The sequence below is a fragment of the Pseudoxanthomonas winnipegensis genome (genome assembly GCF_004283755.1).
GTDB lineage: Bacteria > Pseudomonadota > Gammaproteobacteria > Xanthomonadales > Xanthomonadaceae > Pseudoxanthomonas_A > Pseudoxanthomonas_A winnipegensis.
Map to the genome: position 1 here is coordinate 41,577 of NZ_SHMH01000009.1, position 26,896 is coordinate 68,472.

24 protein-coding genes are annotated in these 26,896 nt (G+C 69.2%); 17 read left to right on the forward strand and 7 right to left on the reverse strand.

All coding sequences use genetic code 11. The features are described 5' to 3' along the window. Positions 1–22 precede the first annotated feature (22 nt). Entirely contained in the window at positions 23–1,096 is a 1,074-nt protein-coding gene (locus EAT51_RS16685) for a 3-deoxy-7-phosphoheptulonate synthase (protein ID WP_130516585.1), read from the reverse strand. A 288-nt stretch (positions 1,097–1,384) separates the two neighbouring features. On the opposite strand from EAT51_RS16685, the gene EAT51_RS16690 reads away from it, so the two are divergent. After that, on the forward strand, positions 1,385–2,482 hold the full coding sequence (locus tag EAT51_RS16690; protein ID WP_130516582.1) for a DNA glycosylase AlkZ-like family protein: 1,098 nt from the start codon (positions 1,385–1,387) through the stop codon (positions 2,480–2,482). Between the two features lie 172 nt (positions 2,483–2,654). Here the strand turns inward: EAT51_RS16690 and EAT51_RS16695 are convergent, their stop codons facing one another. The 3 genes from EAT51_RS16695 to groES form a co-directional block, all read right to left on the reverse strand. After that, positions 2,655–3,665 carry a virulence RhuM family protein gene (locus tag EAT51_RS16695; RefSeq protein WP_130516580.1) on the reverse strand — a complete coding sequence of 337 codons (1,011 nt, stop codon included), beginning with the start codon at positions 3,663–3,665 and terminating at the stop codon, positions 2,655–2,657. 310 nt (positions 3,666–3,975) lie between these two features. Continuing rightward, entirely contained in the window at positions 3,976–5,616 is a 1,641-nt protein-coding gene (gene groL / locus EAT51_RS16700) for a chaperonin GroEL (RefSeq protein ID WP_130516578.1), read from the reverse strand. A 62-nt stretch (positions 5,617–5,678) separates the two neighbouring features. Then, positions 5,679–5,969, reverse strand: coding sequence for a co-chaperone GroES (gene groES / locus EAT51_RS16705; RefSeq protein ID WP_130516576.1), 291 nt, complete (start codon positions 5,967–5,969; stop codon positions 5,679–5,681). A 611-nt stretch (positions 5,970–6,580) separates the two neighbouring features. Between groES and EAT51_RS16710 the strand changes: the two genes are divergently transcribed. The 6 genes from EAT51_RS16710 to accC all read left to right on the forward strand — a co-directional run bounded on the left by EAT51_RS16710 (position 6,581) and on the right by accC (position 12,585). After that, positions 6,581–7,006 carry a helix-turn-helix transcriptional regulator gene (locus EAT51_RS16710; RefSeq protein WP_165403037.1) on the forward strand — a complete coding sequence of 142 codons (426 nt, stop codon included), beginning with the start codon at positions 6,581–6,583 and terminating at the stop codon, positions 7,004–7,006. A gap of 150 nt (positions 7,007–7,156) precedes the next feature. After that, entirely contained in the window at positions 7,157–9,448 is a 2,292-nt protein-coding gene (locus tag EAT51_RS16715; protein ID WP_130516573.1) for a protein-disulfide reductase DsbD family protein, read from the forward strand. Beyond that, complete coding sequence (locus EAT51_RS16720) at positions 9,445–10,041, forward strand: TlpA family protein disulfide reductase (protein ID WP_228257977.1); 597 nt, start codon at positions 9,445–9,447, stop codon at positions 10,039–10,041. The genes EAT51_RS16715 and EAT51_RS16720 overlap by 4 nt, the downstream gene beginning before the upstream one ends. 242 nt (positions 10,042–10,283) lie before the next feature. Continuing rightward, on the forward strand, positions 10,284–10,769 hold the full coding sequence (gene accB, locus EAT51_RS16725) for an acetyl-CoA carboxylase biotin carboxyl carrier protein (protein ID WP_130516571.1): 486 nt from the start codon (positions 10,284–10,286) through the stop codon (positions 10,767–10,769). Between the two features lie 16 nt (positions 10,770–10,785). Then, entirely contained in the window at positions 10,786–11,163 is a 378-nt protein-coding gene (locus tag EAT51_RS16730) for a four helix bundle protein (protein WP_130516569.1), read from the forward strand. 54 nt (positions 11,164–11,217) lie between these two features. Further along, positions 11,218–12,585: an acetyl-CoA carboxylase biotin carboxylase subunit gene (gene accC, locus EAT51_RS16735; RefSeq protein WP_130516567.1), complete on the forward strand. Its 1,368-nt coding sequence runs from the start codon at positions 11,218–11,220 to the stop codon at positions 12,583–12,585. Positions 12,586–13,142: 557 nt separating this feature from the next. On the opposite strand, the gene EAT51_RS16740 is transcribed toward accC, so the two are convergent. Both EAT51_RS16740 and EAT51_RS16745 read right to left on the reverse strand, forming a co-directional pair. After that, positions 13,143–13,511, reverse strand: coding sequence for a hypothetical protein (locus EAT51_RS16740; RefSeq protein ID WP_130516565.1), 369 nt, complete (start codon positions 13,509–13,511; stop codon positions 13,143–13,145). After that, the gene (locus EAT51_RS16745; RefSeq protein ID WP_228257978.1) at positions 13,508–14,437 is read right to left on the reverse strand and encodes a hypothetical protein; all 930 of its coding nucleotides are present in this window, start codon (positions 14,435–14,437) and stop codon (positions 13,508–13,510) included. Before EAT51_RS16745 ends, EAT51_RS16740 begins: the two co-directional genes overlap by 4 nt. Before the next feature lie 238 nt (positions 14,438–14,675). Here EAT51_RS16745 and prmA point away from each other — a divergent pair, with 238 nt between their 5' ends. From prmA to purD, 6 genes are all read left to right on the forward strand, one after another. Further along, entirely contained in the window at positions 14,676–15,611 is a 936-nt protein-coding gene (prmA, locus tag EAT51_RS16750; protein ID WP_130517602.1) for a 50S ribosomal protein L11 methyltransferase, read from the forward strand. Positions 15,612–15,629: 18 nt separating this feature from the next. Next, positions 15,630–16,505 carry a DUF3426 domain-containing protein gene (locus tag EAT51_RS16755; RefSeq protein ID WP_130516563.1) on the forward strand — a complete coding sequence of 292 codons (876 nt, stop codon included), beginning with the start codon at positions 15,630–15,632 and terminating at the stop codon, positions 16,503–16,505. A 109-nt stretch (positions 16,506–16,614) separates the two neighbouring features. Then, entirely contained in the window at positions 16,615–16,908 is a 294-nt protein-coding gene (fis, locus tag EAT51_RS16760) for a DNA-binding transcriptional regulator Fis (protein WP_425478228.1), read from the forward strand. A 352-nt stretch (positions 16,909–17,260) separates the two neighbouring features. Beyond that, positions 17,261–17,650: a VOC family protein gene (locus EAT51_RS16765; protein ID WP_130516558.1), complete on the forward strand. Its 390-nt coding sequence runs from the start codon at positions 17,261–17,263 to the stop codon at positions 17,648–17,650. 131 nt (positions 17,651–17,781) lie between these two features. After that, positions 17,782–19,404, forward strand: coding sequence for a bifunctional phosphoribosylaminoimidazolecarboxamide formyltransferase/IMP cyclohydrolase (purH, locus tag EAT51_RS16770; RefSeq protein WP_130516556.1), 1,623 nt, complete (start codon positions 17,782–17,784; stop codon positions 19,402–19,404). Between the two features lie 120 nt (positions 19,405–19,524). Beyond that, positions 19,525–20,811: a phosphoribosylamine--glycine ligase gene (purD, locus tag EAT51_RS16775; protein WP_130516554.1), complete on the forward strand. Its 1,287-nt coding sequence runs from the start codon at positions 19,525–19,527 to the stop codon at positions 20,809–20,811. Between the two features lie 12 nt (positions 20,812–20,823). Here the strand turns inward: purD and EAT51_RS20355 are convergent, their stop codons facing one another. Continuing rightward, on the reverse strand, positions 20,824–20,985 hold the full coding sequence (locus EAT51_RS20355) for a hypothetical protein (protein ID WP_165421957.1): 162 nt from the start codon (positions 20,983–20,985) through the stop codon (positions 20,824–20,826). A 149-nt stretch (positions 20,986–21,134) separates the two neighbouring features. Here EAT51_RS20355 and yccS point away from each other — a divergent pair, with 149 nt between their 5' ends. From yccS to EAT51_RS16795, 4 genes are all read left to right on the forward strand, one after another. After that, complete coding sequence (gene yccS / locus EAT51_RS16780; protein WP_130516553.1) at positions 21,135–23,363, forward strand: YccS family putative transporter; 2,229 nt, start codon at positions 21,135–21,137, stop codon at positions 23,361–23,363. Between the two features lie 407 nt (positions 23,364–23,770). After that, entirely contained in the window at positions 23,771–25,660 is a 1,890-nt protein-coding gene (locus tag EAT51_RS16785) for an MFS transporter (RefSeq protein WP_130516551.1), read from the forward strand. 71 nt (positions 25,661–25,731) lie between these two features. Then, positions 25,732–26,145: a CD225/dispanin family protein gene (locus tag EAT51_RS16790; RefSeq protein ID WP_130516549.1), complete on the forward strand. Its 414-nt coding sequence runs from the start codon at positions 25,732–25,734 to the stop codon at positions 26,143–26,145. 29 nt (positions 26,146–26,174) lie between these two features. Continuing rightward, complete coding sequence (locus tag EAT51_RS16795; RefSeq protein WP_228257979.1) at positions 26,175–26,558, forward strand: DUF2752 domain-containing protein; 384 nt, start codon at positions 26,175–26,177, stop codon at positions 26,556–26,558. The last annotated feature ends 338 nt before the right edge of the window (positions 26,559–26,896 follow it).

Genomic DNA, 26,896 nt, shown 5'->3' on the forward strand with positions numbered 1-26,896 from the left:
GACCGCCGGGCCGCGCGCGGGGTCAGGCGGCCTGCGCGATCCGACGGGCGCGACGCGCCCGCACGCCGGCGGCCAGGCGCTCGAGCACGGCCACCGAATCGTCCCAGCCGATGCAGCCGTCGGTGATGCTCTGGCCATAGGTCAGCGGCTGACCCTCGATCAGGTCCTGGCGGCCGCCCACCAGATGGCTTTCCACCATCACCCCGACGATGCGCTCCTCGCCGGTGGCCAGCTGGGCCACCAGATCCTCGACGACCTTGGGCTGGTTCTCCGGCTTCTTGCCGCTGTTGGCGTGGCTGGCATCGATCATCAGGCGCGGCGCCAGGCCGTTGTGCGCCAGCACCTCGCTGGCGGCCTGCACGCTGGCCGCGTCAAAGTTGGGCACCTTGCCGCCGCGCAGGATCACGTGGCAGTCCGGGTTGCCGGTGGTCGAGGCGATTGCCGACTGACCGTGCTTGGTCACGGCCAGGAAATGATGCGGATGCGAAGCCGCGCCTACCGCGTCGACCGCGATCTTCACATCACCGCTGGTGCCGTTCTTGAAGCCGACCGGGCAGGACAGGCCGCTGGCCATCTCGCGGTGGATCTGGCTCTCGGTGGTGCGCGCGCCGATCGCGCCCCAGGCCACAAGGTCGGAGATGTACTGCGGCGAGATCACGTCCAGGTACTCGCAGCCGGCCGGCAGGCCGAGCAGATTGATCTCGCGCAGCAGGCTGCGCGCGGTGGCCAGGCCCTCGTTGATGCGGAAGCTGCCGTCCAGACGCGGGTCGTTGATCAGGCCCTTCCAGCCCACCGTGGTGCGCGGCTTCTCGAAGTACACGCGCATGATGATTTCCAGTTCGCCGCCCAGCGCATCGCGCAGCGGGCGCAGCCGGCGCGCGTAGTCCATCGCCGCGGCCGGGTCGTGGATCGAGCAGGGGCCGATCACCACCGCCAGACGGTCGTCGCGGCCGTGCAGGATCTCGTGCAGCGCCGCGCGCGCGGCGGCGACGGTGTCGGAGGCGACGTCATCGCAGGGAAACTCCGTCATCAGCTCGGCCGGGGTATGCAGGGGCTCGATCTTGCGGATGCGCAGGTCGGAAGTGAGCGGGGCCATCTTGAAGTCTCGTGTCGTCGGATCGGTGGGGTACGTGGACCGCCGGGCTGGCAACAAAAAAGCCGCCAGGGTTGCTGGCGGCTTTCGGGATGCGTCTGAAGGGTTTCTTCAGGGTGAACGCGCTCCTTCCTCCGCCTGTGGCTTCGGAAACCAAAAGTAATAGCGGGCGCGGTGTGCGTTCATGGGCAGCATTGATACCACGGCTTTTGCGCCGACGCGACTGTTTCATAGGCAACTCAGGCAATGCACGATCGGGCCGATCCTTCGCCGCATGATTCAATGCCGCCCATGCCCGCCCCGCCCCGACTGGAAGACCTGCGCCGCTACGCGGTCGCGCGCAGCCTGTTCGCCCCGACCACGCTGGCCGGCGCGATCGCGAAGCTGGGCTTCGTCCAGGCCGATCCGATCCGCGCCCCGGCGCGCGCGCAGGACCTGATCCTGCGCCATCGGGTCAAGGACTACCGCGCCGGGGACCTGGAACGCCGCTACGCGCGGCTGCAGGTGGAGGAGGACTTCCTGGTCAACTACGGCTTCCTGCCGCGCCCCCTGCTGGCACTGCTGCATCCGCGCCAGGTCAAGGCCGCCTGGGACGCGCAGACCCGGCGACGGGCCAACGAGGTGTTGGCCTACGTGCGCGAACACGGCGCGGTGCATCCGCGCCAGGTCGAGCAGCACTTCGCCCATGGCCGCGTGCGCAACTACTGGGGCGGCTCGAGCAATGCCACCACCCAGTTGCTCGACGGCCTGCATTACCGCGGCCTGCTGCGGGTCAAGCGGCGCGACAGCGGCACGCGGGTCTACGAGGCCGTGGCGCATGCGCCGGCGGACGACGCGCCGGCCGCCCGCGCCGAACGCGCCGCGGCGCTGCTCGACCTGGTGGTGCGCAAGTACGCGCCGCTGCCTGCCACCAGCCTGGTCTACCTGGCGCGCCTGCTCGGCGGCGGCGCGCCGCATCTGAGCGACGAACTGCGCGATGCCCTGCGCCTGGCGCGCCAGCGCCTGGCCCAGGTGCGCATCGACGGCACCGACTGGTACTGGCCCGCCGACGAACATCCGCGAGCGCGCCGTTACCGCTTCGACGAGCAGCTACGCCTGCTGGCGCCCTTCGACCCCATCGTCTGGGACCGGCGCCGCTTCAGCCTGTTCTGGGACTGGACCTACAAGTTCGAGGCCTATACCCCCGCGGCCCGGCGCCAGTTCGGCTACTACGCCCTGCCGATGCTCTGGCGCGGGCAGGTGATCGGCTGGGCGAACCTGACCTCGCGCGAAGGCCAGCTGGAGGCAGCGACCGGTTATGCGGCGGGCGCGGCGCCCAGCGAGGCGGCCTTTGGCCAGGCGCTGGACGAGGAACTGGCACGCATGCGCCAGTTCCTCGCACCGCGCTGAGGTCGCGAAGTGCAGCTAGGCGGGGAAATGTCGTGCCGCCGCACCGGAGTTGTCGGCAGGTAGCGCAGGCACAAAGACAAGCGCATGTAAGGCCCATGCTGCCCGCGTTCATGCTGCGCGTAGCAGGCGATGACTCAGAGGGTCTTGCCCAGCGGTTTCTGGTCGTCCTCAATCAAGGTTTCAAGCGTCGTTTGATCTTGTTCTCGATGGCGGCCAGATCCGCCTCGTCGGCGACGTCGGCCGCCTGTGCTTCCTGCTTCTTGCGCTGTTCGTCGAAGGCGAGATACCGCTCGTTAGTCTGCGCTTCCATCTGCGCGTGGCTGACAGACCCAGCGTTCGCCAACAATGGAAATCCATTGGAGGTGATGATCTGGCCTACGTTCTCCATCCAGAAGCGCATGTGAATCTCCTGGCGATTCTTGGCGCGCAGCTCGGCGGTCTCCAGGAAGATCGTCACCAGCCGGTTGAGGGTATCTATCTCGTCCTCGCTCAGGTAGTTCTTTGCGATCACGATGTCTTGCTTGCGTACCCGCCCGCCGCTCCATGCGCGCAAACCGAAATGTGGATCGCCGGCATCGGCCCGCGCCAGAATGAGCTCCGCCGCGGTCTTGCGCGTGACTGCATAGATCAGCAGGTTCTGCACGGTCGCGAAGAAGATCTGCGTCGCACGATCGGTCTTGTCGTAGTCCACGCTCAGTGCGAACAGATCACGCACCTTCTGGTAGAAACGCTTTTCTGAGGCGCGAATATCGCGGATTCGCGCCAGCATCTCGTCGAAGTGGTCTGGTCGACCATCCGGATTTTTCAGGCGCTCGTCGTCCATGACAAAGCCCTTGAGCAGGTACTCACTGAGCGTGGTAGTCGCCCAACGGCGGAACTGCACCCCACGCCGCGACCGCACCCGGTAGCCCACGGCCAGGATGGCGTCCAGGTTGTAAAGCATGACCGGCCGGCGCACCTCGCGCCCGCCCTCGCGCTGAACCACCGAGGATTCCTCGGTAGTTCGTTCAGGCTCTAACTCTTTGTCCGAAAAGATGTTTTTCAGATGCAGGCTGATGTTATCGGATGTAACGTCGAAGAGTTCCGCCATCTCTGCCTGCGTCAGCCAGACGGTCTGGCCTTCGGCGCGGAGCTGGATACGACTCTTGCCATCTTCGCTGGTGTAGAGGATCAACTCGCTCATGCATTCACAGGCTCGTCAGGCGCAGGAGGAACAACGGATGCCATCTGGATCATCATCATCGGTCTTTCGGACAACTCTAGCTTGATGGCCGATTCCCTGACACGCAGGGACGCTCCCTAGCGGCGGTAATCAGGCCGATCTTGCCCGGTCGGCGACCGGCGGGCTCGGTGATCGATCCCGGTTGACTCGCTCCCTCGCTTGCGTCCAAGCCCGCACAAGAATCGATCACCTCGCTGCGCCATAAAAAAAGACCCCGCCTTGCGGCGGGGTCCTTGTCGTACAGCAGCAGCGGTGAGGCTGCGCGGCGGACTTAGAAGTCCATGCCGCCCATGCCACCCATGCCACCGCCCGGCGGCATCGCCGGCTCTTCCTTCTTCGGCGACTCGGCCACCATGGCTTCGGTGGTGATCATCAGGCCGGCGATGGACGCGGCGTTCTGCAGCGCGGTGCGGGTCACCTTGGTCGGATCCAGGATGCCGAACTCGACCATGTCGCCGAACTCGCCGTTGGCGGCGTTGTAGCCGAAGTTGCCCGAACCGTCCTTGACCTTGTTGACGATCACGGAGGGCTCTTCACCGGCGTTGGTGACGATCTCGCGCAGCGGGGCTTCCATGGCGCGCAGGGCGATCTGGATGCCGTGGTTCTGGTCTTCGTTGATGCCCTTGATCTCGCCGATGTTGGCCTTGGCGCGGATCAGCGCGACGCCGCCGCCCGGGACCACGCCTTCTTCCACCGCAGCGCGCGTGGCGTGCAGGGCGTCTTCGACGCGGGCCTTCTTTTCCTTCATCTCGATCTCGGTGGAGGCACCGACCTTGATCACGGCCACGCCGCCGGCCAGCTTGGCCACGCGTTCCTGCAGCTTCTCGCGGTCGTAGTCCGAGGAGGTCTCCTCGATCTGCGCCTTGATCTGCTTGATGCGCGACTCGATGCCCGCGGTGTCGCCGGCGCCGTCGATGATGGTGGTGTTCTCCTTGGAGACCTGCACCTTCTTGGCGCGGCCCAGATCCTTGATCGTGGCCTTCTCCAGCGACAGGCCCACTTCCTCGGAGATCACGGTGCCGCCGGTCAGCACGGCCATGTCTTCCAGCATCGCCTTGCGACGGTCGCCGAAGCCCGGCGCCTTGACGGCCACGACCTTGACGATGCCGCGGATGGTGTTGACCACCAGGGTCGCCAGGGCCTCGCCCTCGACTTCCTCGGCCACGATCAGCAGCGGCTTGCCGGCCTTGGCCACGCCCTCGAGGACGGGCAGCAGGTCACGCACGTTGGAGATCTTCTTGTCGTGCAGCAGGATGAACGGGTCGTCCAGGTCGGCCGACTGGCTCTGCTGGTTGTTGATGAAGTACGGAGAGAGGTAGCCGCGGTCGAACTGCATGCCCTCGACCACGTCCAGCTCGTTCTCCAGGCCCGAGCCTTCCTCGACGGTGATCACGCCTTCCTTGCCGACCTTCTTCATCGCCTCGGCGATGATGTTGCCGATCGACTCGTCCGAGTTGGCCGAGATCGTGCCGACCTGGGCGATGGCCTTGTCGTCGGCGGTGGGCTTGGAGATGTTCTTCAGCTCGGCGACGGCGGCGGTCACGGCCTTGTCGATGCCGCGCTTGAGGTCCATCGGGTTCATGCCGGCGGCGACGGCCTTCATGCCTTCGCGGATGAAGGCCTGGGCCAGCACGGTGGCGGTGGTGGTGCCGTCACCGGCGTTGTCGGAGGTCTTGGAAGCGACTTCCTTGACCATCTGCGCGCCCATGTTCTCGAACTTGTCGGCCAGTTCGATCTCCTTGGCGACGGACACGCCGTCCTTGGTGATCGTCGGGGCGCCGTAGCTCTTCTCCAGCACGACGTTGCGGCCCTTCGGGCCCAGGGTGGCCTTGACGGCATTGGCGAGCACGTTCACGCCGCGCACCATGCGCGAGCGGGCGTCTTCACCGAAACGAATGTCCTTGGCAGCCATTGCGTATTACCTCGATTGTTCTTGGATAATGGGGATGAGAGAAAGCGGACGTCGCGCCGGCCTTAGCCGATGGTCGCGAAGATGTCGTCTTCCTTCACCACCAGGTACTCGGTGCCGTCCAGCTTCACTTCCGTGCCGCTGTACTTGCCGAACAGGACCTTGTCGCCGACCTTGACCTGCGGGGCGCGCACCGAACCGTTGTCCAGGATCTTGCCGGCGCCGACGGCGACGACCTCACCCTTGATCGGCTTCTCGGTGGCCGAGTCGGGGATCACGATGCCGCCCGCGGACAGCTTTTCTTCTTCCATACGCTTGATGACCACGCGGTCGAACAGCGGCTTGATGTTGCTCATGTCAATCCTCTTAAGTGATTGATTGGACTAGGAAAGGGCCGGCGATGTTAGCACTCGTCCATGACGAGTGCCAGCACACCGGGAACGCCAAGACCCAGCGCCAGGACGGCTCGGGGGGCTGACAGGGCAGATGGGGCGCTCGGGCAGGCCTTTCAAGGCGGCCGGCGAGAATTTCTTGCGAAGGCGCCTGCGGCAGACGGGGCGATTCGGCGCCGCCAAAAAAAGAAGCGCACGCATGTGCGGCATGCGTGCGCTTCATAGGGAATGGTTGTGGAATCCGATTCCGTCGCGCCTTGACGTGCGCCAACTCCCCCCGCCGACGTCCTGTCAGTGCCAGCGTCCTGCCGGCAGGCATAGAGATACCAATGCGGTTGGGCGAAGCCAAGCCTGTAGCCGACCTAAACGCAGGAAAACTAGTGAGCACAAGGCGCGCAATCCCGCCGAAACCCTTTGTTAGCGCGCTATGGAAAACTTTTGGTTACCAAAAGCGCACCACGTATGCCTATTTTTGGTCACTACGTTAGTATCACTATCGTTTTCCATTCCGATCCGTGGAACGTTTGGCTATGGTCACAAAAGTTTCTGGATGGCGATCGCCACGGAGAGGTTTGATGGATGCACCCGAGCGAGTCCGCATGGCGCGGCGCCTTGCCGGTCTCTCGCAAAGTCAGTTGGCGGAATCCGTCGGGGTGCAGCGCAGCGCCGTGAGCCATTGGGAGTCCCCCAAAGGCAAGAGTCCCAGTGTCTCGCACCTGCGTGAAGTGGCGCTGGCGACGGGCACGCAGTTCGAATGGCTGGCCACCGGCCGCGGCGCGATGACGCTCTCGCGCGAGGTGGAACTGGATTCGATCGCCACCGCCGAGGCCATTCTGGTCGAGGACCCGCTGGAGTTCCGCCTGGTGCGCGCCTTTCGCGAGGCGCCGCTGAAGGCGCGCCTGTCGCTGCTGGAAGTGATGGAAACCCTGGCCCTGCAGCGCACCGGACGCCCCCGCACCCGCGGTCCCGGCCGCCCGGGCGGCGACGCGCGCGGCGGCTGAGCGATCCGGCCCGGCCCGCGGCGCGCGGGCGGCGATCGACCTCAGGCCCGGTGCCGGCAAGGCCCAGACACCGGATCGGCGGCACGCCCATGCCCCTTGCAACACAGTGGCGCCGCCTGCGGGACCGGCCGCTCCGCTAAGCTTGGCCGCATGTCGCTGATCTCCCGTCTGGCCCGTCCGCTGGCCCTGCTCTCCCTGCTCGTCCCCACCCTGCCGGCCACGGCGGCCGACCCGTCCGAGCTGCTGCCGGTCGACCAGGCCTTCGTGCTGGGCGCCCAAGGCAAGCCGGACGGCATCGCCCTGCACTGGAAGATCGCCGACGGCTATTACCTCTACCGGCAGCGGATTTCGGTGGAGGCGCAGGGCGGCGGGTTCACGGCCGGCGCGCTGCAGCTGCCGGACGGGGACAAGCATGTCGACGAGTTCTTCGGGCCGGTGGAGACCTACCGCAAGCAGCTCGATGCGCTCCTGCCGGGCAAGGCCACGGCCGCTGGCCAGGTCACGCTGAAGGTGCGCTACCAGGGCTGCGCCGATGCCGGGCTGTGCTATCCGCCGCAGACCCGCACGCTGCAGGTGGCGGTTCCGGCGGCCGCCGCGTCCGGCGCCGGCACCGGACTGGGCTTGCCGCTCGGCGGCGCCGCGGCCGGGGGATCGACGCTGCTGGGCACGCAGGCCGCCGTGCCGGGCGCCACCGATACGGCGCCCCTGCCCGAGGCGCAGGCCTTCGCCTTCGAGGCCATCGCCGACGGCGGCAATCAGCTGCTGCTGCGCTTCACCCCGGCCAAGGGCTATTACCTGTACCGCGACCGCACCCAGCTGGCGCTGCACGGCGCCGAGGGGCTGTCGCTGGGCGCGCCGCGCTGGCCGCCGGGCAAGGCCCATCGCGACGAGCACTTCGGCGAGGTCACGGTGTACTTCGACCAGGTCGAGGTGCCGGTGCCGGTGATCCGCGACCGCGCCGACGCGGCCAAGGCCACGCTGGAGGTCACCTTCCAGGGCTGCCAGACCGATGGCATCTGCTATCCGCCGATGACCCGCCAGGTCGCGCTTGCGCTGCCGGCCGGCACGGTGACGCCGCCCGAGGCGCGCGCCGTCGCGCTGGCCGCACCGGTGGCGCTGGAAGCCGGCACCGCTGCCCCGGCGGCAACGCCGCCGGCTCCGGCCGAGGTGCCACGTTCGACCCCGCCGCCGGAGGCGCTGGCGCGCGCCGACCAGGGCGCCGGCGGCGCGTCCGGCTGGGCGCTGGCCCTGGTCGCGGCCTTGCTGGGCGGACTGATCCTCAACGTGATGCCGTGCGTGCTGCCGGTGCTCTCGCTCAAGGCCTTGTCCCTGGCGGAGAGCGGACGCGGCCGGGCGCGGGCCGGCGCCCTGGCCTATACCGCCGGCGTGCTGCTCAGTTTCCTGCTGGTCGGCGGCGTCGCGCTGGCGCTGCGCGCCACCGGGCAGGCGCTGGGCTGGGGCTTCCAGCTGCAGCAGCCGCTGGTCACCGGCGCGCTGGCCTATCTGATGTTCGCCGTGGGCCTGAGCCTGTCGGGCGTGTTCGCCGTCGGCTACGGGCTGGCCGGTGTCGGCCGCGGGCTGACCGAGCGCGGCGGGCTGTCCGGCGATTTCTTCACCGGCGTGCTGGCGGTGGTGGTGGCCAGCCCGTGCACGGCGCCGTTCATGGGCTCGGCGCTGACCTTCGCCTTCGCCGCGCCCGTGCCGGTCGCGCTGGCGGTGTTCGCGCTGCTGGGCCTGGGCCTGGCGCTGCCGTTCCTGCTGATCGGGCTGGTGCCGGCGCTGGCCGCGCGGCTGCCGCGCCCGGGCGCGTGGATGGACACGCTCAAGCAGGTGCTGGCCTTCCCGATGTATCTGACCGCGGTGTGGATGCTGTGGGTGCTGGGCAAGCAGCGCGGCATCGACGCGGTCGGCCTGGCCCTGGTCGGCCTGGTGGTGCTGGCGCTGGGGCTGTGGGCGTTCCAGCGCGTGCGCTTCCAGACCGCGCCGCTGCGGCGCGGCCTGGCGGTGGTGGTGCTGATCGCCTCGCTGGTGCCGCTGGTGCTGCTGCACCGGCTGCCCGCCGCGAGCACGCCCGCGGCCACCGCGGCGGCCGACGGGATCGAGCCCTATTCGCCGCAGCGCCTGGACGCGCTGCGCAAACAGGGCCAGGTGGTCTTCGTCGACATGACCGCCGACTGGTGCGTGACCTGCAAGGCCAACGAGAAGGCCGTGCTGTCGGGGGATGACTTCAAGCAAGCGATGCAGTCGGCCGGCGCGGTGCTGATGCGCGGCGACTGGACCAATGTCGATCCGCAGATCACCGCCTTCCTGCAGGCGCACAAGGCGGTGGGCGTGCCGCTGTACGTGGTGTTCCCGAAGAGCGGCGGCGAGGGCGAGGTGCTGCCCACCGTGCTGACCACGCCGATGGTGCGCGACGCCCTGCAGCGGGCCTCGGCACGGTGAGCGCCCGGGTGGTGCTGGTGGCCGTGGCCGCCGGCGTGCTCGGCGTCGCCGCCGGGTGGTGGTGGGGCGCGGGTTCGCGGCGCCCCACCACCGAAGCACCTTCCCCTGCTCCCGCCACGCCCACGGTGCCGATGGCCACGGTCGGCGAAGCGATGCCCGCCCTCGTCCTGCCCGATCCGGACGGCAAGTCCGTCGATCTGGCGCAGCTGGCCGGCGGCCGGCCGCTGCTGATCAACGCCTGGGCCAGCTGGTGCGCGCCCTGCGTCAAGGAGATGCCGGAGCTCGACCGCTTCGCCGCGGCCCAGGGCGCGCGCGGCGTGCAGGTGGTCGGCCTGGCACTGGACAGCGCGCAGAACGTGCAGCAGTTCCTGCAGCGCGTGCCGGTGCGCTATGCGCTGGTGCTGGACACGCCCGGCCCGGCCGACGCCAGCGTCCGGCTGGGCAACCGGGCCGGCGTGCTGCCCTACAGCGTGCTGGTCGGCGCCGATGGCCGCATCCTGCGACAGAAGGTCGGACCCTTCGCCGACGGCGAGATCGAGCGCTGGATCGGCGCTGCGGCGCCGGCGGCAGGGCAAATTCAAACGCGCGATTAAATCGCCGCAAAGTTCGGCGAACTGGACAGCATTGCCAGCTTCCTCCAGACTGCCGCCTCCTCGCGGAGCGCGCCATGGCCGACCAGCAGTATCGATCCCTTCGCCGCGCAGCCTGGCCCCGCGTCTGCACGCCGGCGGCCACGGCCGCACCAGCGCGCGCCTGCCGCGCCTGATCCGCGCCCCCGGCCCATCCGCCGGGCCCGCCACCTCCTCCTTATCGCGTTCAACCACCGAGGCCTTTCATGGACCTGCGCAAGATCAAGAAACTCATCGACCTGCTGGAAGAATCCAATCTCGCCGAAATCGAGATCAAGGAAGGCGAGGAGTCCGTCCGACTGGCCCGCGTGCCCAAGGGCGGCTACGCCGCACCCGCCGCCGCGCCGGTGAGCTACGCCGCCGCGCCCGCGCCGGCCGAGGCCAAGGCCATGCCGATGAGCTCGCCGACCGAGGCCTCCACCGGCGGTGCGGCCAAGCCCGCCAGCGGCCTGCCCGAGGGCCACGTGCTGCGCTCGCCGATGGTCGGCACCTTCTACACCTCCCCGGCCCCGGACAAGCCGGCCTTCGTCACCGTCGGCCAGCAGGTCAAGGCCGGCGAGACGCTGGCCATCATCGAGGCGATGAAGATGTTCAACCCGATCGAGGCCGACCAGTCCGGCACCATCGTCGCGGTCATGTGCGAGAGCGGCCAGCCGGTGGAGTTCGATCAGCCGCTGTTTGTGATTGGCTAAAGACAGGGACTCGGGAATGGAGAATGGGGAATCGTCAAAGCGACCGCACGAGCGGCTCGACGTTTGGCGCGACTCCATGGATCTGGTGGAACGCATCTACCGCCTCTCCGAAGCGTTTCCGGCAACGGAACGCTTCGGGCTGACAGCGCAGCTGCGCCGTGCAGCGGTGAGCATCCCCGCCAACATCGCCGAAGGCGCGGCGCGCCGCTCCACTCCCGAATACCTGCGCTTCCTGTCGATCGCGCGCGGCTCGCTGTCCGAGGCCAGCACGCATCTGCAGATCGCACACCGGCTCGACTACACCTCCGATGCCGCTTCACTGGACGGGTTGATCGACACGATCTTCGCCAAGTTGACCGCATTGATGAATGTCTTAGGCAAGCGCGGAGATTGACGATGCAGACCGTCCTCCATTCCCGATTCTCCATTCCCAATTCCCGGCCTTCCCATGCTCGATAAAGTCGTCATCGCCAACCGTGGCGAGATCGCGCTGCGCATCCTGCGCGCGTGCCAAACCCTGGGCATCCGCACGGTCGCGGTCCACTCCACCGTCGATCGCAACCTCAAGCACGTGGCCATGGCCGACGAGTCGGTGTGCATCGGCCCGGCGCCCTCGGCCGAGAGCTACCTCAACATCCCGCGCCTGATCGCCGCGGCCGAGGTCACCGACGCCCAAGCCATCCATCCCGGCTACGGCTTCCTGTCGGAGAACGCCGACTTCGCCGAGCGCGTGGAGGAGTCCGGCTTCATCTTCATCGGCCCCAAGGCCGACACCATCCGCCTGATGGGCGACAAGGTCGAGGCCATCCGCGCGATGAAGTCCGCCGGCGTGCCCTGCGTACCGGGCTCGGGCGGCCCGCTCGGCGATGACATCGTGACCAACACCAAGATCGCCCGCGAGATCGGCTATCCGGTGATCATCAAGGCGGCCGGCGGTGGCGGCGGGCGCGGCATGCGCGTGGTGCACGCCGAGGGCGCGCTGAAGTCCTCCATCGAGACGACCAAGGCCGAGGCCAAGGCGGCCTTCGGCAACGGCGAGGTCTACATGGAGAAGTACCTGGAGAATCCGCGCCACGTGGAAATCCAGGTGCTGGCCGACGGCCAGGGCAACGCCATCCACCTGGGCGAGCGCGACTGCTCGATGCAGCGCCGCCACCAGAAGGTGGTCGAGGAAGCCCCCGCCCCGGGCATCACCCCGGCGCTGCGCGATGAGATCGGCAAGGTCTGCGTGGATGCGTGCATCCGCATCGGCTATCGCGGCGCGGGCACGTTCGAGTTCCTGTTCGAGGACGGGCGCTTCTACTTCATCGAAATGAACACCCGCATCCAGGTCGAGCATCCGGTCACCGAGATGGTCACCGGCATCGACCTGGTGTGCGAGCAGCTCAAGATCGCCGCCGGCCAGAAGCTGTCGATCAAGCAGAGCGACATCGTGTTGAACGGCCACGCCATCGAGTGCCGCATCAACGCCGAGGACCCGGAGACCTTCATGCCGCATCCGGGCCTGATCCAGCACTTCCATCCGCCGGGTGGCCCCGGCGTGCGCGTGGACACGCACATCTACGAGGGTTATCGCGTGCCGCCGAACTACGACTCGATGATCGGCAAGCTGATCGTGCACGGCCCCGACCGCGAGACGGCCATCGCGCGCATGCGCGTGGCGCTGAGCGAGACGGTGGTCGAAGGCATCCGCACCAACATCCCGCTGCAGCAGCGGATCATGCGCGACAAGGGCTTCCAGGCCGGCGGCCAGAACATCCACTACCTGGAAAAGCGCCTGGCCGAGCGCAAGACCAAGGCGATCTCGCTGACCTGATCGGTCAGCGCGTCGCCCAAAGAAGTCTCCACCGCAACGCGCGGCCGGCAAGCGCACTTCGCCCACCAGCCTCGCCCCCTCCCTTTCGCCGTAGGCGAAGGGGAGCTCGAAGTCGCGAACTAGCGACTGAGGGGGTGGGGTGCTTTTGCTCTTCGCTTTCGGCGGCTTGATCGGTAAAGCCCCAACCCCTCCCCATCCCTCCCCTGCGCTGCGCGCAAGGGAGGGGGCCTCAAGTCGATACCTTCCCGTCACTGATCGCGTTTTGCGCGAGGGGTTCGAGCGCCCTCGCAAACCGAAGCCCTATGACCTAACGCCTGCAGCAGCGGGCCGGCGGGCGGGGGACGCGCCTAGCGAGGCAGGAGCCGAGCGCCCGAATCAGGGCAGGATGCCCTGATTGAGGGATCAGCGGCCCCCCCGCCGGACCGCTGCCCTTCCGAAGCCACAAACGCCCTCCCCCCACAGCGCTCCTCAAAAACGGGAAGGACCAAGAAAAAGGCCGGCATCAAGCCGGCCTTTTCGTCTCCGCGCATACCGAAGTAAGCGCGATACCGAGACCCTCAGTGCTTGGTGGGCGCCGGCTGCGCGGTCCCCGGCAGCGGCTCGGTGCCGAGCGCCGAGCTGGGGCTGACCACCATCACCGTCTCGGTCGAGCCATCCGGCCAGACGATCTGGAAGGTCGAACCCGGCTGCAGCGAAGAGAACGGCATCCCGCTCTGCGCACGGTAGAGCGCCGCGATCTCGGCCGCGCCGGCACGGCGCGTGTCGCGCTCGGAGGTCACCGACGTCAGCTGGATCTTGGACAGACCGCGGTAGCGCTCCTCGGCCGTGTCGAGGATCACGATCCCGACCGCACCGACGGTATAGGCCACGAACAGCACGGCCCAGCCCCAGGTGCGCACGCCTTTCAGAAAACGCCGCTGCTTCATCTTGCTTCTCCTTGCCTGGTCGACTGCACCAGACGATTGACCATCGTGTCGATCGTGTCGGCGCCCTGGCGCGGCACGGCCGCGTCCATCACGAACGCCGGGAAATCCTGATTGGCATCGCGCGAGCAGATGCCGCCGTTGGCGCAATAGCGCGTCATCAGCGCGCTGCGTGGCCCGCACGCCAGCCCCAGCTTGCAGGCGGCCAGCTGCCAGGCCAGCTCGGCGAAGGACGTGCCGGCCACCATGTCCTGATAGGTGTCATCGCCGCTGGCCGCCGCGCCCAGCGCACCGGACAGCGCCAGATAGGCCTGCGGATCGCCCGCATCCAGCACACGCTGGACCAGCGCGCGCTTGTACGCCGCCGACGGCTCCAGCGGCTGGCCCAAGGCCAGCAGCGAGGCCTCGGCCGCCAGCTGCCCGCCGCGCGCGGCCTGCCGGCGCGCCGCGACGATGCGATCGCGGCTGACGCCATCGGCCGGCGAATAGCCGCTGCAGCGCGAACCCATGCGCGCGCGCGCCTGCGCCATCGCCGCGCCGGCCTGTCCGGCCAGGCCGGCGATGGCGCGCGTATCGGCGTCGAAGGCCTGTGGATCCTGCGCATAGCCGGCGCAGTACTCGTCGACCTGGCTGGCGACCCAGCGCGCCTGCACGTCGCCGGCGTCGGCCGCGACCTGCAGACGCTGGCGGTAGTCGTGCAGGTCCGGGACCTGTTCGAACGCGGCGGACAGATCGACCGGCAGACCGTGCAGCGGAATCGACGTCCCGCGCCGGGCCTGCTCCAGCGCCGACAGCGCCACGACCGGCAGGCTGTGCAGCGGCGCCTGCGTACCGGCATCGGCCTCCAGCGCCGCATGCCGCGCACCGCGCGTGGCGGTCATCGCCCACGCCAGCGCCGCCGCCAGGGCCAGCCCGGCAGCGCAACGCATTGCAGTGCTGCGAAACACCAGATGCCTCATCGTCGAGACGACACACGCGGGAAGCCAGAAAAGAGGCGTGACCGCCACCGGCGCAGGGCGCGGCGGGTCACGGCGGCCGGCAGTCTAGCCCATGCCCGGCGCCGGGTCCTCGCCCAGGCGCGGCAGAGCGGACCTGCGTCCCGGTTCTGGGCCTGTCCGAGGGCAATGGTCTAGCATGCCCGGCCCCCTTGCCCGCCTGACCACGCCCATGCCGTTCCTCGAACTCTCCGTCCCCTGCAGCGAGGCCCGCCAGCCGCGCTACGAGACCGCGCTGGAGGACCTGGGCGCGCTCGCCGTGACCCTGGTCGATGCCGACGCCGAGACCAGCAACGAGCGCGCGATCCTGGAACCGGGCGTGGGCCAGACACCGCTGTGGGAGGCGCTGGTGCTGACCGCGCTGTTCCCCGAGGAGACCGACGCACTGGCCCTGCTGGCGGCGCTGGAGGCCTTCGATCCAGGGCTGGACTGGACCCAGGCGAGCTTCCGCATCGTCGCCGACCAGGACTGGGAACGCGCATGGCTGGACCAGTTCCAGCCGATGGCCTTCGGCGCGCGCACCTGGATCGTGCCGTGGAACCATGACCTGCCCGAGGCCGCCCAGGCCGCCGACGCGGCCGTGGTCCGGCTGGACCCGGGGCTGGCCTTCGGCTCGGGCACGCACCCGACCACCGCGCTGTGCCTGCAGTGGCTGGACACGCTGGCCGGCGAGGGGCGACTGCGGGACCAGACCGTGCTCGACTTCGGCTGCGGCTCGGGGATCCTGGCGCTGGCCGCGTTGAAGCTGGGCGCCGAACGCGCGGTGGGCGTGGACAACGACCCGCAGGCGCTGATCGCCACCCACGACAACGCCGAGCGCAACGCGGTGCAGGCGCGGCTGCAGGTGTTCCTGCCGGCCGACGAGCCGGCGCGCACCTATCCGGTGGTGGTGGCCAACATCCTGGCCTCGGCGCTGGATGCGCTGGCCGATACGCTGGCCGCGCGCGTGGCACCGGGCGGACGCCTGGCCATGAGCGGCATCCTGCACGGCCAGGAGGAGGAACTGCTGCAGCGCTACGCGCCGTGGTTCACCGAGCTGCGCGCCACCCGGATGGAGGACTGGATGCGCATCGACGGCGTGCGCCGCACCGAGGCCGCGCCGGCCTGAACATGCTTGAATAAGGCGATGAGCGCCTGCCCGCACTGCCACCTGCCGCTGCCGACCGAACCGGGCAGCGGCGCGTGGCCGGCGCACTGCCCGCGCTGCGGCCAGGCGCTGGGCGAGGCGCCCGCGCGCGCGGCCAGCATCGCCAGCCTGCTGCGCGCGCCGCCGCAGGGCGAGGTGGGCCACTTCACCCGGCCCGCGCCGTCTTCCGACCCGCCCGCCGCACCGGCCGCGCCCGCTGCCGAAGCGCCGCGCGCCGTTCCCGAACACCTCCCCACAGAACCTCCGGCGGCCGCGCAGGCCGCCGTCGTGCAAGACCCTTCGATGATCGATCCCGACTCCCGCGATTCCACCACGACCGAAGCGCCGACCGCCGACACGCCGCAGGCCGCCCCGAGCTTCCTGCGCACTGCGGCGCCGGTGGCGCGGCCTCCGGTGCCGGGCTGGCAGTGGGCGATCCTGGCCGCGCTGGGCGCGCTGCTGGCGCTGCAGCTGCTGGTGGCCGATCGCGCGCGCCTGGCCCAGGACGCGGCCTGGCGCCCGACCCTGGAGCGGCTGTGCGGTGCGCTGCGTTGCACGCTGCCGGCGTGGCAGCAGCCGCGCGACTACACCATGCTGACCCGCGACGTGCAGCCGATGGCCGATGCCGCCGGCATGCTGCGTGTGCGCGCCACCTTCCGCAACGACGCGCCGTGGCCGCAGCCTTGGCCTGCGATCGTTCTGTCGCTGTCCGATGCCGACGGCCGCGTGACCGGCGCACGCGCGCTGCTGCCCAGCGATTACCTCGAGCCTGGCCTGCGCGGGACAACGCTGGCCCCGGGCCAGAGCGGCCAGATGACCGTACCGGTGCGTGAACCGGACGGCGGCGCGGTTGCCTTCGCCTTCGAATTTCGCTGAACACGCGAAGAAGCGACGCAGCGCGCGTGCGCCCGCCGCGGCCACGCGCTAGACTCGCTCCCCCGCCGCGCTCCGCCTCGCGTGTCGAACGCCGGCCGGGTTCATTTCGATGCGACAAACATCCGGGGATGCCTTGAACGCCACGACCCGCCAGGACTCCAGTCGTGGCACGCCAAAGTCGCCGTTGCGCGAACACGTTGCCCAGTCGGTGCGCCGCTACCTGCGCGACCTCAACGGCTGCGAGGCCGACGACGTCTACGAGATCGTGCTGCGCGAGATGGAAATCCCGCTGTTCGTCGAAGTGCTCAACCATTGCGAAGGCAACCAGAGCCGCGCTGCGGCCCTGCTGGGCATCCATCGCGCCACGCTGCGCAAGAAGCTCAAGGACTACGGGCTGACCTGAGCGCTCGGTGGCCCATCGGCATCCGGCGCGGCGCAGCACGCGCACGCTTTCGCTGACGATCCACATCGCGCGCATCCGAACGCGCGCATCGCGCACCACGCGATCCACGCTGCGCATGGCGCAACAAGCAACAAACACGTCACACCCGCACTGCGAAGCCGGCCAGAAGGCGAACGGTCGAGCGGATCGTCGACCTGCATCTCTTGCGCACAGGCACTGCACAGATGGCGGAGCCAGCGGCGGCCAGCAACGCGCCATCGCCATGGCAGGAGCGCCTGCCACGACAGGCCGGCGGCATAAACTCTCGCCGAGGCAGGTTCCCGAACCCGATGGACAGGCAGAGGCATCCAACATGATCGACCACACCGGCATCGCCGTCAGCGACTACGAGAGAAGCAAGGCGTTCTACACCCAGGCGCTCGCGCCCCTGGGCTACCGCCTGCTCATGGAAGTGAGCGCGGAACTGACGGGCAGCCACGACATGGCCGGCTTCGGGGAGCCGCCCAAGACCGACTTCTGGATCAGCAGCGGCGGCCCCAACCGGCCGGCGATCCATATCGCGTTCCGGGCCGCCGACCGCGCGGCGGTCGATGCCTTCCACGCCGCGGCCCTGGCGGCAGGCGGCATCGACAACGGGGGCCCGGGCGTGCGGCCGCACTACCACACCCACTACTACGGCGCCTTCGTGCGCGACCCGGACGGCCACAACATCGAAGCGGTCTGCCACTCGGCACCCGCCTGATCACCCGCGCGCTGCGCGGCGTGGACCGCGAAGCCACTGCCTGGCAGCGGCGCGAGCCGGGACAGCCCGGCGGCAGCCACGGGCCGCGGGGCTCTACAATATCGCCCCCGCGTCGCTTCCCACTCCTGACCATGTCTTCCGATCTGCTGCCCGTGCGCCGGGCCCTGTTGTCCGTTTCCGACAAGACCGGCCTGCTCGAGCTGGCCCGTGCGCTGGCCGCGCGCGGCGTCGAACTGCTGTCCACCGGCGGCACCGCCAAGGCGATCCGCGACGCCGGCCTGCCGGTCAAGGACGTGTCCGAGGTCACCGGCTTCCCCGAGATGATGGACGGCCGGGTCAAGACGCTGCATCCGCTGGTGCACGGCGGCCTGCTGGGTCGCGCCGGCCTCGACGATGCGGTGATGGCGCAGCACGGCATCGCCCCGATCGATCTGCTGGTGCTCAACCTCTATCCGTTCGAGGCGGTCACCGCCAAGGCCGACTGCACGCTGGCCGACGCGGTGGAGAACATCGACATCGGCGGCCCGGCGATGCTGCGCAGCGCGGCCAAGAACTTCGCGCGCGTGGCCGTGGCGACCTCGCCGGACCAGTACGCCGAACTGCTGGCCGAGCTGGACGCCCACGACGGCCAGCTCTCGGCGGCCAAGCGCTTCGCGCTGTCGGTGGCCGCGTTCAACCGCGTGGCGCAGTACGACGCGGCGATCAGCAACTACCTGTCCTCGTGCGTGGAGCCTTCCGCGGAGGCCGGCACCGCCGCACGCGACCAGGCCATGGAGGCCGCGCCGGAGCGTTCGCTGTTCTCCGCGCAGGCCAACGGCAACTTCGTCAAGGTGATGGACCTGCGCTACGGCGAGAACCCGCACCAGCGCGCCGCGTTCTATCGCGACCTGTATCCGGCGCCCGGTTCGCTGGCCACCTTCGCCCAGCTGCAGGGCAAGGAGCTGAGCTACAACAACATCGCCGACAGCGACGCGGCCTGGGAATGCGTGCGCCAGTTCGACGCGCCGGCCTGCGTGATCGTCAAGCACGCCAACCCCTGCGGCGTGGCCGTGGGCGCAGGCACCGGCGATGCCTACGAGCTGGCCTACGCGACCGACCCGACCAGCGCCTTCGGCGGCATCATCGCCTTCAACCGCACGCTGGACGCGGCCACGGCCAAGGTGATCCTGGACCGCCAGTTCGTCGAGGTGCTGATCGCGCCGGACTACGAGCAGGGCGCGCTGGACTATGCCACCAAGAAGGCCAACGTGCGCGTGCTGCGCATCCCGCTGGCGCCGCCCTCGCCGCATTTCATCGACACCAAGCGCATCGGCTCGGGCATGTTGATGCAGACCGCCGACGACCGCGTGGTGACCCGCGACGAGCTGAAGGTGGTGACCCAGCTGGCGCCGACCGAGGCGCAGTTCGAGGACCTGCTGTTCGCGTGGAAGGTGGCCAAGTTCGTCAAGTCCAACGCCATCGTCTACGCCAAGGACCACCGCACGATCGGTGTCGGCGCCGGGCAGATGAGCCGGGTGTACTCGGCGCGCATCGCCGGCATCAAGGCGCAGGACGCCGGCCTGGTGGTGGAGGGCTCGGTGATGGCCAGCGATGCGTTCTTCCCGTTCCGCGACGGCATCGACGCCGCCGCGCAGGCCGGCATCAAGGCGGTGATCCAGCCCGGCGGCTCGATGCGCGACGGCGAAGTCATCGCCGCGGCCGACGAGCACGGCATCGCGATGGTCTTCACCGGCGTGCGGCACTTCCGGCACTGAGAAGCCGGGATTGGGGATTCGGGATTGGGGATTCGTAACAGCGAAGCCCCTTCCAGACCCACGATCCCGCCTCTGCTTCTAACGAATCCCCAATCCCGAATCCCCAATCCCAGCCCCCCAATGAAAATCCTCGTCATCGGCTCCGGCGGCCGCGAACACGCCCTGGCCTGGAAGCTGGCCCAGTCCGCCCGCGTCAGTGAGGTGCTGGTCGCGCCGGGCAATGCCGGCACCGCGACCGAGCGCGGCTGCCGCAACGTGCCGGTCAAGGTCACCGACATCGAAGGCTTGCTCAAGCTCGCCCAGGACGAAGGCGTGGCGCTGACCGTGGTCGGGCCGGAAGTGCCGCTGGTGCTCGGCGTGGTCGATGCGTTCGGCGCCGCGGGCCTTCGCATCTTCGGGCCGAGCGCGGCCGCCGCGCAGCTGGAAGGCAGCAAGGCCTTCGCCAAGGACTTCCTCGCCCGCCACGGCATCCCGACCGCGTTCTACCAGGTGCATACCGACGTGGACGCGGCGCTGGCCTATGTGCGCGACAAGGGCGCGCCGATCGTGATCAAGGCCGACGGCCTGGCCGCGGGCAAGGGCGTGATCGTGGCGATGACGCTGGAGGAGGCCGGGGCCGCCGTGCGCGACATGCTCAGCGGCAACGCCTTCGGGCAGGCCGGCGCGCGCGTGGTGATCGAGGAGTTCCTCGACGGCGAGGAGGCCAGCTTCATCTCGATGGTCGACGGGCGCACCGCGCTGCCGATGGCCACCAGCCAGGACCACAAGCGCGTGGGCGACGGCGACACCGGCCCCAACACCGGCGGCATGGGCGCCTACTCGCCCGCGCCGGTGGTGACGCCGCAGGTGCACGAGCGCGTGATGCGCGAGGTGGTCGAGCCGACCGTGGCCGGCATGATCGCCGACGGCGTGCCGTTCACCGGCTTCCTCTATGCCGGGCTGATGATCGACGCCAGCGGCGCGCCGAAAGTGATCGAGTTCAACGTGCGCTTCGGCGACCCGGAGACCCAGCCGGTGATGCTGCGCCTGCAGTCGGACCTGGTGGAGCTGGTCGAGGCCGCCATCGACGGCCGGCTCGACGAGGTCCAGGCGCAGTGGGACCCGCGGCCCTCGCTGGGCGTGGTGATCGCCGCGCGCCCGTACCCGGACACGCCGGTCACCGGCGAGGTCATCGAAGGCCTGGACGCGGTGCCGGCCAGCGCCAAGGTCTTCCACGCCGGCACCGCGCTGGACGCCAACGGCCGCGTGGTCAGCGCTGGCGGCCGCGTGCTGTGCGTGGCCGCGCTGGGCGAGCGCGTCGCACAGGCCCAGGCCAACGCCTATGCCGGCGTGGACAGGATCGGCTTCGAGCACGCCTTCCACCGCCGCGACATCGGCTGGCGCGCGATCGCGCGCGAGCAGGACTGAGCGCCGGCGTCTTCAGCGCGACGCGTTGAACGGAACGCGCCCCACCGGGCGCGTTTCCTTTTTGCGGCTCGCCAATGCCGGCAGCCGCTGCGGCGCCGGCTCGATGGGCATACGCCGATCTTGCGCCGGCGCATCGATCGCCTGACCGACAAGCGTGCCGGCCACTGCGGGCATTGGCGTGCCCCGCGCCCGCCCGCTGAGTCCGTGTCTGGACTCGAACGGACGCGGGATGCCGCTAGGCCCACGCGCGCCGGCCACGTTGCGTTGCATCGGCTTGCGGCACACTGGCGTCTCGTCCGTCCCGGTGCGCCTGCTCCTTTCGCATGTCCTCGTCCTTCGAATCCCGCCTCGGCCGCCTCTGGGCCCACGAGAAAGCCAGCTACGGGCTGCGGGTGTTCATCGCGCTGTCGGTGGCCATGGGCCTGTGCTGGTACCACGACCGGCTGCTGTGGATCCCGCCGCTGTTCCTGGGGATCATCGCCAGCGCCCTGGCCGAGACCGACGACAACTGGCTGGGCCGGACCAAGTCGGTGCTGCTGTCGCTGCTGTGCTTCGTGCTGGCCGCCAGCGCGGTCAAGCTGCTGTTCCCGCATCCGCTGCTGTTCGTGATCAGCCTGGCGCTGGCGACCTTCGCCCTGACCCTGCTCGGTGCGCTGGGCGAGCGCTATGCCTCCATTGCCACCGGCACGGTCAGCCTGTCGATCTACGCGATGATCGGCATGGACCATGGCATCAACCCTGCGCCGGCGCACACCGCCGCTAGCTGGCAGGGCACCGGGCTGTTGCTGCTCGGCGCGGCCTGGTACGGGCTGCTGTCGATCCTGTGGACGGTGCTGTTCGCCAACCGCCCGGTGCGCGAACGGCTGGCGCGGCTGTTCTGGGAGCTGGGCCGCTTCCTACGCCTGAAGGCCGATCTGTTCGAGCCGGTGCGCGAGGTCGACGTCAACGCGCGCCGGCTGGCGCTGGCCCAGCAGAACGCGCGCGTGGTCGAGGCGCTCAACGGCGCCAAGACCGCGATCCTGGCGCGCTTCGGGCGCTCGGGCCGGCCCGGCGTGCAGTCGGGCCTGTACTTCCGCCTGTACTACATGGCGCAGGACTTCCACGAGCGCGCCAGCTCCTCGCACTACCCCTACGAGGCGCTGACCGAGGCCTTCTTCCACAGCGACGTGCTGTACCGCTGCCAGCGCCTGCTGGCGCTGCAGGGCAAGGCCTGCGCCGCGCTGGGCGTGGCGATCCGCATGCGCACGCCGTTCGAGTACGGCGAACAGACGCGCATCGCCACGGCGGACCTGCGCGAGTCGCTGGCCTTCCTGCGCGACCAGCACAACCCGCGCTGGAACCGCCTGCTCGGCTCGCTGGAACTGCTGGGCACCAACCTGCAGACCATCGAGCGGCGGCTGTCGGAAACCGCCCTGTCCGACACCACCAGCGAAGGCATCGACACGCGCCTGCGCGATGCCTCGCCGCATACGCTGCGCGAGATGGGCGCGCGCCTGGTGGCGCAGCTGACGCCCAAGTCGCTGCTGTTCCGCCATGGGCTGCGCATGGCCATCGCGCTGGCGGTGGGCTACGGGGTGATGCGCGCGATCCATCCCGACCACGGCTTCTGGATCCTGCTGACCACCGCCTTCGTCTGCCGGCCCAGCTACGGCGCCACGCGCCTGCGGCTGGTGCAGCGCATCGCCGGCACGTTGGTCGGCTTGGGCGCCACCTGGGCGCTGATGCAACTGTTCCCCGGCACCGAGCTGCAGCTGCTGATCGCGCTGGCCGGCGCTCTGGTGTTCTTCGTCACCCGCACCGACCGCTACATGATCGCCACCGCCGCGATCACGGTGATGGCGCTGCTGTGCTTCAACCTGCTGGGCGACGGCTTCCTGCTGATCTGGCCGCGCCTGCTGGATACGGTGATCGGCTGCGCGATCGCCGCGGCGGCCTCGTTCCTGATCCTGCCCGACTGGCAGGGCCGGCGCCTGCACCTGGTGATGGCCGCCGTGGTGCAGGCCTGCACCCGCTACCTGGACGAGGTGCTGGCGCAGTACCGCGGCCGCGGCAGCGACGATCTGGCCTATCGCATCGCCCGGCGCGACATGCACAACGCCGACGCGGCGCTATCGGCGGCGCTGGCCAACATGGTGCGCGAACCAGGCTATCTGCGCCGCAACCTGGATGCGGGCTTCCGCTTCCTGGCGCTGTCCAACACGCTGCTGGGCTATCTCTCGGCGCTGGGCGCGCACCGCGCCACGCTGCCGCCGCACGCCGACGACGCGCTCATCGACCAGGCCGGCCAGCGCCTGCACGACGCGCTGAGCCAGGCCGCGAGCGCGCTGTCCGCGCGCCAGCCGCCGCCGGCCGACCTGGACGCCGGCGTGGCCGAGCTGGCCGACACGCTCGAACAGATGCCCGAGGACATCGAGGACAAGCAGCGCCTGCTGCGCACCCAGCTGGCCCTGATCCTGCGTTTGCTGCCCAAACTGCGCGCCGCCGCCGACGAGGTGATCCGCGGCCCCGCGTCCGAGCCCAGCACACCCGGCGCCAGCGCGGCGCCCGCCTAAGAGCAACCTCTCCCCATCCCTCCCTTCGCTTCGCGAAAGGGACGGGGCAGAGCTTTGTGGGAGCCGCCATGGCGGCGATGAGGCTTTCCCGGTAAGGCCCCTCGCCGCCACGGCGCCTCCCACCTGTAGAGCGGAGCTTGCTCCGCTGGGGCTTTCCCGATTGACCCGGCCGAAAGGCAGCGGAGCAAGCTCCGCTCTACCAGGAGGCCGCGATGTGGCGCGGAAGAGACGGTTGCGCCCATAAGAGCGCTTCAGCGATCAATAGCGCTCACCTCGCGGCACGCGCTCTACCCCTGCCGCGCCCCATGCAACTCCCCAATCCCGAATCCCCGCTCCCCTCAATCCCCGCTTCCCCAACCCCACCACGATGGCCTAGGCTGCGCCCCAGCTCTCGCACGGAATCGCGCATGTCCTCGGGCCACAACCAGTTCGCGCTGCTCAAGCAGCGCCGGTTCCTGCCGTTCTTCGCCGTCCAGTGCTTCGGCGCCTTCAACGACAACGTGTACCGGCAGGCCATCATCGGCCTGCTGTTCTACCTAGGCATCGATGCCCAGCAGCGCACGCTCTACACCAATCTGGCGCCGGCGCTGTTCATCCTGCCGTACTTCCTGTTCTCCTCCATCGCCGGGCAGATCGCCGAGAAGCTGGAGAAGCAGCGGCTGATCGTGATCACTACCACGATGGAGATCTGCATCATGACGCTGGCCGCGGTCGGCTTCCTGACGCAGAACCTGCCCGTGCTGCTGGTGGCGCTGTTCTGCACCGGCACGCAGTCCACGCTGTTCGGTCCGGTCAAGTATTCGATCCTGCCCTCGGTGCTCAAGCCCGAGGAGCTCACCGGCGGTAACGGCCTGGTCGAGATGGGCACCTCGCTGTCGATCCTGGTGGGCATGATCTTCGGCGGGCTGATCTTCCAGATCGCCGGCACGCACGGGCCGGTGACCGCGGCCACGGCGGTGATCGTGTTCGCGGTGGCCGGCAACCTGGTCGCGCGCAAGGTGCCGCGCGTGGAAGCAGGCGCGCCGGACCTCAAGCTCAACTGGAACCTGCTGGGCGAATCGCTGGCCATCATGCGTCTGGCGCGCAAGCAGCTGGCGGTGCGCAACGCGATCCTGGGCGTGTCGTGGTTCTGGTTCATCGGCACGGTGCTGACCGCGCAGCTGCCGACCTATGCCGAGGTCAACCTGGGCGGCACGCCCTCGCTGTACATCTTCGCCCTGGCGCTGTTCTCCATCGGCACCGGCACCGGCTCGCTGCTGTGCGAAAAGCTTTCCGGCCGCGTGGTGGAGATCGGCCTGGTGCCGCTGGGCGCGTTCGGCATCACCGCCTTCATGCTCGACCTGTACTTCGCCCGCCCGGGCGCGGCCACGCAGAGCGGGCTGAGCGTGATGCAGTTCCTGCAGGCGCACGGCGGCTGGCGCATCTGCATGGACCTGGTCGGCATCGGCCTGTTCACCGGCTTCTTCGTGGTGCCGCTGTTCGCGCTGATCCAGAGCCGCACGCCGCGCAGCGAGCTCTCGCGCGTGATCGCCGGGGTCAACATCCAGAACTCGCTGTTCATCGTCATCGCCGCGGTGCTGGGCGTGGCGGTGCAGCGCTTCCTGGGCTGGTCGATCCCGCAGGTGTTCCTGGCGCTGGCCATCGCCAACGCCGTGGTGGCGATCTGGATCTTCTCGATCGTGCCCGAGTTCCTGATGCGCTTCCTGAGCTGGGTGATGGTGCGCGCGCTGTACCGGCTGCGCCTGCACGGCATCGAGCGCCACCTGCCCGACGAGGGCCCGGCGCTGATCGTGTGCAACCACGTCAGCTACATGGACGCGCTGATCCTCTCGGCGGCGATCCCGCGCCCGGTGCGCTTCGTCATGTACTACAAGATCTTCAACATCCCGGTGATGCGCTGGATCTTCCGCAACGCCAAGGCGATCCCGATCGCCGGCGCGCGCGAGAACCCCGCGCTGATGCAGGAGGCCTTCGAACAGATCGATGCGGCGCTGGCCGACGGCCAGCTGGTGGGCATCTTCCCAGAGGGCGCGCTGACCAAGGACGGGCAGATGGCCGCGTTCAAGTCCGGCGTGGAGAAGATCCTCGAACGCCGCCCGGTGCCGGTGGTGCCGATGGCGCTGCGCGGCATGTGGACCAGCATGTGGTCGCATCGCGACTCGCGCCTGCACCGCATGCGCCTGCCGCGCCGCTTCCGTGCCCACATCGAAGTGGTCGCCGGCGCACCGATGCCCGCCGACAGCAGCGCCGAGCAGCTCGAAGCCCGCGTACGCGCACTGCGCGGCGATGCGGCCTGAAGGCACAGCGGGTTCGCAGGATCACAACGCTGGACTAGACTCCAGCCACCAACCCTTGGGGAGATGAGTAGATGAGCACGATTCCGCCGCCGCCCGGCCCGCCGACGCCGCCGTCCGATCCGCCGCCGTATACGCCGCCTCCCTACACCCCGCCGCCGCAGGCCGCCGCGCCGGGCCCGGTGCCCAATCACCTGGTGTGGGCGATCCTGGCCACGGTCTTCAGCCTGTGCCTGTGCTGCGGCATCCCGGGCCTGATCACCGGCATCGTGGCGATCGTGTTCGCCGCCAAGGTCAACAGCCTGCTGGCCGCGGGCGACTTCGCCGGTGCCCAGCGCGCCTCGCAGACGGCCAAGACCTGGTGCATCGTGACCACGGTGTTCGCCGCGATCGGCATCGTGCTGATGATCTACAACTTCGCCAGCGGCCATGCGATGGCCAACTACGAGCTGATGATGCAGCAGATCCGGGCGCAGGCCGGCCAGTGATCGCACTGACGCGCCCGCGCGTCCTCCTGTTGGCGGCAACCGTTCCACTGGTCGCCGCTGGCGCGCTGGTACTGCGGGTGGTCGATCCCAACCAGCCGGGCAATCTGCTGCCTCGCTGTGTCTTCCACGGCCTCACCGGCCTGTGGTGTCCGGGCTGCGGCATGACCCGCGCGCTGCACGCCCTGCTGCAGGGCGACCTGCCCACCGCCCTGCACATGAATCCGCTGGGCATGCTGATGTTGCCGCTGCTGCCGATGATGCTGTTCTGGTCGTGGGGCTGGCAGCCGCGCGTGCTGCAGCCGCTCATGCGCTGGGCGATGGATCCGCGGGTGTGGCTGGTAGTGATTCCCGCCTATTGGCTGCTGCGCAATCTGCCGTGGTTTCCCTTCACGCTGCTGGCGCCGCCGGCTTGAGTGCTGGCACGGCCTGAGCGCTGACATTGCCTGAGGTCAGCGCGAGCAAGCGCTCACCCCGTTCGGATGCCTGCGCCGTTCGCGGGAAATCCTTCTTCTCGTCATCCCCGCGAACGCGGGGATCCAGGGACATTCGTCCAGACCGCACAACGTCCATGGGCTCCCGCTTTCGCGGGAGCGACGATTTTTTGTGATCTACCTTAAGCCGGCACGCGGAATCGAGCTGGCCAACGTATCGCAGCAGCCGGGCGTTCGCTGAAGCGCGGCATGCCGCGCAAGCCATTGCACTTCGATTATCCGCCGCATCGCCGTCCATGGCGCAGCTTGGCTGCCTTACG